This is a genomic window from uncultured Paraglaciecola sp. (genome assembly GCF_913058035.1).
GTDB lineage: Bacteria > Pseudomonadota > Gammaproteobacteria > Enterobacterales > Alteromonadaceae > Paraglaciecola.
This window is the reverse complement of record NZ_CAJXPA010000049.1, coordinates 18,685-27,302: the sequence shown is the minus strand read 5'-3', so window position 1 is coordinate 27,302 and position 8,618 is coordinate 18,685. Positions and strand designations below refer to the sequence as shown.

6 protein-coding genes are annotated in these 8,618 nt (G+C 37.0%); all 6 read right to left on the bottom strand.

What is annotated here, in order from left to right:
• Positions 1 to 882: PAS domain-containing protein (locus tag QZ562_RS08605; protein WP_293759186.1), on the bottom strand; the 882-nt coding region annotated here is incomplete at its 3' end.
• Complete coding sequence (locus QZ562_RS08600) at positions 876 to 1,322, bottom strand: hypothetical protein (RefSeq protein ID WP_293759185.1); 447 nt, start codon at positions 1,320 to 1,322, stop codon at positions 876 to 878. The genes QZ562_RS08600 and QZ562_RS08605, both read right to left, overlap by 7 nt.
• A 1,201-nt stretch (positions 1,323 to 2,523) precedes the next feature.
• Positions 2,524 to 3,219: a pyridoxamine 5'-phosphate oxidase family protein gene (locus QZ562_RS08595; RefSeq protein WP_293759184.1), complete on the bottom strand. Its 696-nt coding sequence runs from the start codon at positions 3,217 to 3,219 to the stop codon at positions 2,524 to 2,526.
• Positions 3,220 to 3,565: 346 nt separating this feature from the next.
• Positions 3,566 to 4,609 carry an alpha/beta hydrolase gene (locus QZ562_RS08590; protein WP_293759183.1) on the bottom strand — a complete coding sequence of 348 codons (1,044 nt, stop codon included), beginning with the start codon at positions 4,607 to 4,609 and terminating at the stop codon, positions 3,566 to 3,568.
• Positions 4,610 to 6,213: 1,604 nt separating this feature from the next.
• Positions 6,214 to 6,609, bottom strand: coding sequence for a hypothetical protein (locus QZ562_RS08585; RefSeq protein ID WP_293759182.1), 396 nt, complete (start codon positions 6,607 to 6,609; stop codon positions 6,214 to 6,216).
• A 102-nt stretch (positions 6,610 to 6,711) separates the two neighbouring features.
• Entirely contained in the window at positions 6,712 to 8,103 is a 1,392-nt protein-coding gene (locus QZ562_RS08580; RefSeq protein WP_293759181.1) for an MFS transporter, read from the bottom strand.
• Positions 8,104 to 8,618 lie beyond the last annotated feature (515 nt).

The following is an 8,618-nucleotide window of genomic DNA, read 5'->3' as shown; positions in this document are numbered from 1 at the left end:
GACTAATTCATCTGCTCGTTTATCCTTTTCTTCGTTAGCAATAACTAATTCATCTGCCCGTTTATCTTTTTCTTTGTTTTGAAAGGCAAGTTCCAGGTTGGCAATCACTAATTCATCTGCTCGTTTATCCTTTTCTGAGCTTTGAAATCTGAGTTCTTCGTTGGCAATCACTAATTCAGCTGCTCGTTTATCTCTTTCTGAACTTTGAAATCCAAGTTCTTCGTTGGCGATCAATAATTCAGCTGCTCGTTTATCTTTTTCCGAATTTTGAAATCCTAATTCTTCGATGGCAATGGCTAATTCATCTCCTCGAAATTTTTTCTGTTTGTTGGCGATGACCAGTTCAGCAGCTCTTTTATCCCTCTCTTCGTTAGCGACGGCTAGTTCAACTGCACGTTTGTCCTTTTCTATGTTGGCAAGGATTAATTCATCTGCACACTTATCTTTTCCTACGTTTCGAAAAGTAAGTTTTTGATTAGAAATAACTAATTCATCAGACCGCTCGGTGATATCTTGCATGATCAATAAAATTGTATGTTCTTTACCTTCAGATTGTTCCATCTGGAAGGCATTCAACAACATAACTTTCCGACCAATGTCAGTAAAATCATGATCAAGGACATAATTATCAGTACTGGTTTTCTGCGGTAAAATAGTTCCTAGCAATTCTCGAAGCGCGGGTATATCCCAATGGCTATTGTCCAGTTCAAAGATAGTCTGGCCAATGGTGCTTTCAGGTTTGAGCTTAAAGAGTTTATAAAAAAAACAATTTACTGCGACGACCCTTAAATCGTGATCCAAAAGAATTAAAGGCTCTGGCACCGTGTTAGTAATGTTTTCGAAAAAGTCCAACATCTTTTTATTGAGTTTCAGTTTTAACATTCACACACTCCAGATACGACTTCAATTTGTGTTTTATCTAATCTTAAAATGTTTTGGAAACTATGCAGGGATTGTTGAAAAGTGTGCAGGTAATAGCCATGTAATAAGTGATGCAATAAATGACTAAAATGAGCATTAGTTTTGACCATTTTTATCAGTGTTATAAAAAGTTTGTGAGTATTTAAAATAGTTACAATTGGATATAAATGCAGTTCAAGAGGTACAGGATATCCAATCTTCATGCTAGCTAAACAAGAAAGTAAAAGCTTCCATTTGGACGTACAACCGTCATCATTTGAAGCAATGACATGATCTTTTTGACCTGCATCAATACAAGTAAAATAAAGTCTCCTACTAAGTTCAGTAGTATCAAGTATCACAAACACAAGCTGTTTTTCGTCATCGTCTAAAATAGGTTGTGGTGTAATATTTGGACTCAAAATAATATCTCTTACATGATTACTGCGGACCGTTATCCTAAGATTCATCTATAATTTTTGGTGGTCACAGATTGTTGATATAATTTTAAGTGAGTTATCAGGATCGTAAATACGTAAAACTACTCGTTTTAGTATCTTTATATGACTATTTGTAGAACGAATCACACCGTTTTTATAAATAATAGTGTTAATACACAATCCAATGCCGCATACCTACAATTAGGGTTTACGACCAGTGGCTCGCGTAATATCTATTATAATACGCGGACCGCTCGATTTATCTGCAAGGTTGATAAAATGGCAGTAGGTGTATCAATAAATTTAAAGTATTTGTAACCTCAAATTTTTAGAACTGCTAGTCATGACTTTACTGTGAAAAAATCGTTTTATTGCAAGCGTAAGTGGTATGTCCGTTTTACAAAAAATGGGTTGTTAAACAACTAAACACCTGAAGCAATTTACTGGTGATTCTATTAACAACATTTCAGAAAATTTATCTTGGGCTCCATCTCTTTCAGCTATGGGACCTAAATTCATGACATGACTATTGTCGTGGATAGTTGGGCGTAAAAACCGACCGCCGGTGTATCGCTTCGGGTGGATGATGAACTAATTGGCACGAGCGGCATTCATAACCAAGCACATCATGTTATAACCGAGCACATCATGTTATAACCGAGCACATCATGTTATAACAAGATACCATTTGCTAACACCGGTGTAGATCTAAATCATGCCCTGAGCCAGAAACTGCGATTTGCTCGTTACTAGTGCAACAAAGCTACGAAGACTTAACCACACTTTATGGTGCTACCCACTACTCTATCGTCTTTATCGACTACGACAAATGACCCGTTAAATTGCAAAACAACATCACGTTGAAGTACTTTAAAGCAGGGCACATGATGTATCAGCACAAAGGCTCGATGATTAAATTCTGCAGTGAACTTGTACAATTCTTAGAATAACAAGGATACATTGCTGCTAAAGTTTTAGGATTAAGTCGATGAAAACGCTGATTATAATGAATCACCGTTTGTTATTAACTACCTCAATAATATGCTACATCACAATGCATTTTATTTTGATACATAGAACAAAAAAGCGCTGGGCGACAAGATTGACGCAGTGGTTTGTGATACTCCCCATCATATTTACATATAAGCCCACCATACATGTTTTATTAACGTTATCTTTTCAATTACGGATTAACCATTCGCTCTTTCCAACCATCTTGAATATCGTAAAGACAGCGCTGTTGCGGTTTAGACTTTAAATTCAAATAATCGACTGTGTGAGGAGTGAAAACAATGACACAAAAATTGTCACTAATATCGACATTATTACTGACAACACTGCTGGTAATATTACTTGCTGCGTTACTGCTACTATCAACCTCATTAGTATCATTGACTGAAATAACAGGCTTATCTTGCGGCGATGGCAACGCTGAACTGTCATCAAATGGTGCTTTAGGACTGCTCGAGTAAAAAGGCTCCCTTGCTTTATCTGATAAGTTTGACCATTGCTGTTTGATAAGGCTTGTTTTAGTCTGTTCCCCAAATTCTTGATAACTCGACTTTATAGAATTAGATATCAATGCAACCTCACCCGCCACACGATATTGCTCTCTAGACCCGGTAAAATACCAGCAAATTTCAAAGTGTAACTTTCCATCACCTTGCCATTCTGAAATCTTTTCGCTCCTTAAATCAGTCACAGATAAAAGATTTTGTGTGCCCTGCAAAAATCCCCTAAAAACCATCGTTCTGTTTTTAGGACGTGCACTTGGATCAACACTCGCAACTTGATAATACTTTGAGTGCATCTGACTCCGGTTGATGTGTAAACTTCTAGCTAACCGCTGGCGCCAAATTGGGTATATTATTTGAGTCATTTTACTTCTTAGTTGTTAATAATAAATAAACGATAAAAGTTATAAGTGGTTGTATTAATAGCTCGTATTCAAACTAACAAGAAAATAACCCATAACCAGTTTCTGAATCAGATCATTGAGGCTTTTGATGACCTAAACAACAGCTATAAATGCCACAATATTCACTTTGGGTAACTGACAAAAAAAGTCTAGGGTTCAATATTTATTGAATAATCTAGGTACAACTTTTTCCAATAATATTTCCCATCTACTGTCTAATCTATTTCTCAATTAAGTGAACTGTTGCATTTTATTATACTGATTTGAGCTATTAATCTGAAAACAAGCTCATAAGCCATGAAACTTGTTATGACTTACAACGCATACTGAAGCAAAAATGTGCAATGCTTGAGGCTGTCTCTCGACTAATATCAGGACAAGCGATGGGGAAAACCTCAATAGCATGAATTGTACCCATCACTTGGCGGCAACTTGCGCTAACGCCTGCACGCATTAACAGCCTATAAAAATTGATCCCTTCATCTCGAAGCGGATCGCATTCATTAACGCTGATAACTGTTGGTACTAGACCATGCACATCATCTTCTGTGGCAAACCCTGGCCAAGCTAAAACATTACCCTTGTGAAATTCTTCTATTCCATAAATCATTGCACCTTGGTTATTATGCAAATCAAGAAGGATCCCGTTATTTTCAATCGAAGAAGGATTTTCTGGCGTGGGCCATTTTCCTGAAATATAGGGGCAAAGTGCATACACACCACTTATAAGTTTTGAGTCATTCTCTTTTTTCAGGCTAAGTGCAGTCGCAAGAGCTAAATTACCTCCACCGCTGTCACCAGATACAATAATCCGCGATGGGTCAATTAAAAGAAGTTTACTGTTAGCACTGACCCATTTCAAACCCGATATACAGTCGTTGAGCCCAGCAGGATAAGGTGCCACTTCAGTGGCAGAGGATGGCACCAAAGCGTTTCTAAAGTCCACCATTGCCACGGCAAGCCCTTGAGCTGCCATTATCCTACCCCAAGCTTTATAATTACCATCATAACAAGACATTGTAGCCATACCTCCGCCATGAATGTAGTAAACACAGGGCAAAATATCAGTGTTATCTGGACGAATAAATTGGATATTAACCATATTACCATCTGGCTCAGACATAAACGTTTTATCGGTAATAATTAAACCTGCCGACGGCGCAATCTCTTCGGTGTCACACTGTTCGAGAAAGGCACCAATTAGCTGCCTTGTAGCGATTGCCCTTTCAGAATTTGCTGATTCTAGTGCCGCTTCTCGGCTTTCTACATCACGTCCACCACCCATAGCTACTGAGCCAAACACATCTTTTATTCGGGGATCTATTCGTGGATCATCATTTATTTTGCTCATGTATTACTCTCGCTCTTTATAGGCTCATTTCATCTGATTATAAAATAGGTAAATATTATGCCCGACTAATACAGCAGATTTAGATTAAACAGTTCTGCTGTTCGATACTGACAACTAAACTCAAATACAGCAGACAATACAACCATCTGTCAGTATGACTGACATTATCGAGTCGGAATCTGTTTACATAAAATGTTTAAATAAGATGACGAAAATCATACATGACACATTAATAACCTATAACCAAAAGTTAGGTGCATGAAATATATTCCGACATTAAAAAATTAAATTAAACAGCTTAAATGAACTCAACGAAACGACTATCCAAAGTCATTAATACGGCTTTATCACCATCAAAATCTCGAGAATAAGCACCACAAAAAACGTCAGGTATACATTATTTTGGCTCACTATCGCAGCTTTCACTCAAGGCGATTGCATAGTTATACATTTCATCACATTTTTATTTAGAACCTAGGGCAATAGCTAACAGATTACCGTTGCCGCCATCTTATATTTATTGCTCATAGGGAGTATAGGCTGACTCATACTTTTACCCATGCATATAATGCGTTGCATCTTTATTAACGTCTTCGCACCCAGTGGCGCTAGTAATGCATTGTAAAACCTTCCATGTTTTATTAATTTGTCACACCGATAGTTATACTTTACGGGAAACCTAACATAGTTATTCCGGTTTTATTATCATTAATAAGATCTAAAGAAGGTTCATAATTAACTAGACTAGGTTACTCAAATCAAGGTGACAGGCTGCTAGGTATCTCATACGATTACATTAATTTATTTGGCGACTAAGAGCGAACATGATCATCAGCGATAAGAAGCCAAAGGAATCTTAAACTTCTTATAAGCATCAGGCTAATCGTTAGACTCCATCATATTAAATAGATCACACTTTTCGATTCGATGTTCGCAAAATACAAGATTGACCACCTAGAGTCTGAAGACTGCTTCATCAAATGTATATGGCTTGTCCCATATTTTGACACACATGTTTACTCGTGACTCACTAAAATAAAGTTGCAGTCATGCCGAAGTAAAGCATCCGACAAGATAACTTCATTGCTTATATTGGGATAGTTGTCAAACTCATTAAGCAATAACAACCTGCGCTATCGCTGATCACAAGCAATGAACAAAACGAGTCGCATTTTTTTATCCCCACTGAATAACCCTACTTTTAAAGTACTATATGGCAGTCTGATGTTTTTACATGAAGTAATTTTTTGTTTTGTTGCAAAGACGTGAACTCAGTCCGGAATGAATTAGCAACATTAATTGTTTTGGTACCTTTAATTGTTGTTTGATATAAGTTGATTTTTTTGAGATTGGAATAATATAGCGTTAAGACATGACTAAAATTGATGTTATTTAGCATCCACAAGCTCTGTTAGTCATTCAGGTAAATCAAGGCTGACATGACAAAAACTTAGCTCGCCGCTGTTGTATTAAAATGAGCTGCGATTGCTTATTAAACGCTTCAAAGTATATGTCTACAGATTACTCAGAGCGATTACATTTAAGCCGCAAGGGATACAGAAATGAATAAGATACTCAAGCAGTCTATTTTTTACAGGTGCGAGTTAAAATTTTAAATTATCTAACTTGTTATGTAATAAAGAATGAATCGATACAACATTATTGCTTTTCAAACTGACCATGAAGTTTTCAAACAATAGCAATGTGCGTTCGTCTTTTTCTGAAAACGTTTGCTTCGATAACAACTCTGTAATTTTTTTATCCATCAAGCTGGATGTTTGAAATTCTTCATCAAGTAAACGAAATAGCGTTTTTAATACGTCCCTTTGCCAATTATCAAAATAGCTAGTTTCCAATCGCGCTGGATATTTAAATAAGTCAACGACGTCTAACTCTATGTTTTCGTTGGGTTCACCAGAGCAAAGTAATAGTCGATATCTAAGCAACTCACGTAGGCTAAGCTGAGATAAATGATATTTAATTAATCCGCGTTTATTCATAAAGAAAAGTACCTAAAAATTATAGTTATGAGCTCAAAGATATTTGAACATTACGTATGTTGAATAATAGTTAAAAATGTTGTGTCAGACTGCTCAGAATACTTAAGCCGTTCGTGATTTACCGCGAAGGGCTGATATCACGCAGGCCACCACTACAAATACGAGAGACATATTTAATGCCATTTCAACAGTTTGAATAAGTGCTGGGTTTTGCTCTTGGGTAAACTGGGCATTACCTAAATAATAATGCACCATAAGGTTTACCAAACTCATCCCAAACAAATTACCTATGGTTCGTGAGAGACTCATCGATGCTGAGGCCACACCCACCTCATGAACTTGAACCCCGCCCATAATGGCGTTATTGTTCGGCGTAGAAAACAGGCCAAAACCAAATCCAATCAACAATAATGAACAAACAATATAAGTGATACTCGTTTCTGTATTCATAAGGCTTAGTATGTATAGCCCGCAAGCAACAATTATACACCCCAAGGTTGCTACTAATCTTGGCTCAAACCTGTCGGCAAGCTTACCAGACAGAGGTGCCATTATTGCCATTGATAATGCCTGAACCAAAATAACTTGCCCGGCATGTGAAGGACCAAGCTCCTTAACATATTGCAAATACAAACTCATCAGAAATACCAACGGAAAGTTACTGGCATACATTAATAAAGAAGTTGCTAACGACATAGAAAAAACCCGACTTTCTCGGAACATTTGCACGCGGATAAGAGGGCGGCGACTGCGACTCTGATGCACAATAAAAAGAGTTAAACTGACAGCCGAAAATCCAAGCGTTGCAAACCCTAAAATATTGGGCAATATACTTAATCCATATACTAGCGACGATGAAAACGCAGCAAAAATTCCAGTTCCCCACCAATCGTATTGAGTTTTTTCATCGTTTTTCCATTCACCTGATAGGCGTAGCTTTATCAACAATAAAAGTGCAATAACGATAGGTACTTGAAATAAAAATACCGAACGCCAGCCCCATAATTCTGTTAACCAACCGCCTACTGCTGGTGCAACGGTTAATCCAACATAAACACATGCAGCAGCGATGCCTAAAGCAGCACCACGTTTATGGGAAGGTGTTACCGAAGTAATAATTGCCACACCGGTGCCAAAAATCATCGCCGCTGCAGCACCTTGCACAAATCGCCAAAAAAGTACCCATTCTATGCTTGTGCCAAGCCCACACATAAAAGAAGAAAACGCATTTAAAGCCAATCCGTAAGCATATATACGTTTCCTTCCATAATTATCTGCTAATTTACTAGCAGGCAACATAAAAATCACGCTACTTAAAATAAACAATGTGGGTAACCAAGAAACCATTTTTGCATTGGCTTGTAGATCAGCAGCCAAGTCAGGAATTGCGATATTGACAGAAGCCATACCAATAGGCCCAATAATTGAACCCAGACAAACAATAATTAATGCAAATCTAGCGACTGCAGATTTTTCAGACTGAGTTTCTGGCAAAACGAGGTGCTATCCTTATTAATAAATTTTGATACGATCATACCCATTAAATAGGTCACGTTAGCAATAAGAATATATCTATAAAGTTGTATTATTCAAACTCATAAACAATAGTTTGCTAAAATCACCAACAATTGAGCCAATAATAATTTAAGTATTGTTGGGATCCTAACCACTTTAATTTTTATATAATAAATGAGATCACTCTTTAAACACGATTCATAATCGACATATGTTTTACCAAATTCTTGGGACAAGTCTTTTTCTTCAAAAGACAAACTAATAAATATATAAATACTTATACCAGTTGCAAACACTTGATGACTAGAACTCGATATTGGTAGAGCCGAAAATCTAATCAGACTCCATGTTTACATAGGATGTCGCACTATCTTATAAACCTGAAATATGAAATCTCGTGGCAGATACTGACACCTTGTATAAGATAAAAGGTGAGTCGTAATTCAAACAATTCAAACAATTCAAACAATTCAAAATAATTGGGCATAAACGTC

Bases quoted from the DNA above. Each gene is read 5' to 3' on its own strand.
- QZ562_RS08590 (WP_293759183.1), bottom strand. From the start codon at position 4,609: ATGAGCAAAATAAATGATGATCCACGAATAGATCCCCGAATAAAAGAT.
- QZ562_RS08595 (WP_293759184.1), bottom strand. From the start codon at position 3,219: ATGACTCAAATAATATACCCAATTTGGCGCCAGCGGTTAGCTAGAAGT.
- QZ562_RS08585 (WP_293759182.1), bottom strand. From the start codon at position 6,609: ATGAATAAACGCGGATTAATTAAATATCATTTATCTCAGCTTAGCCTA.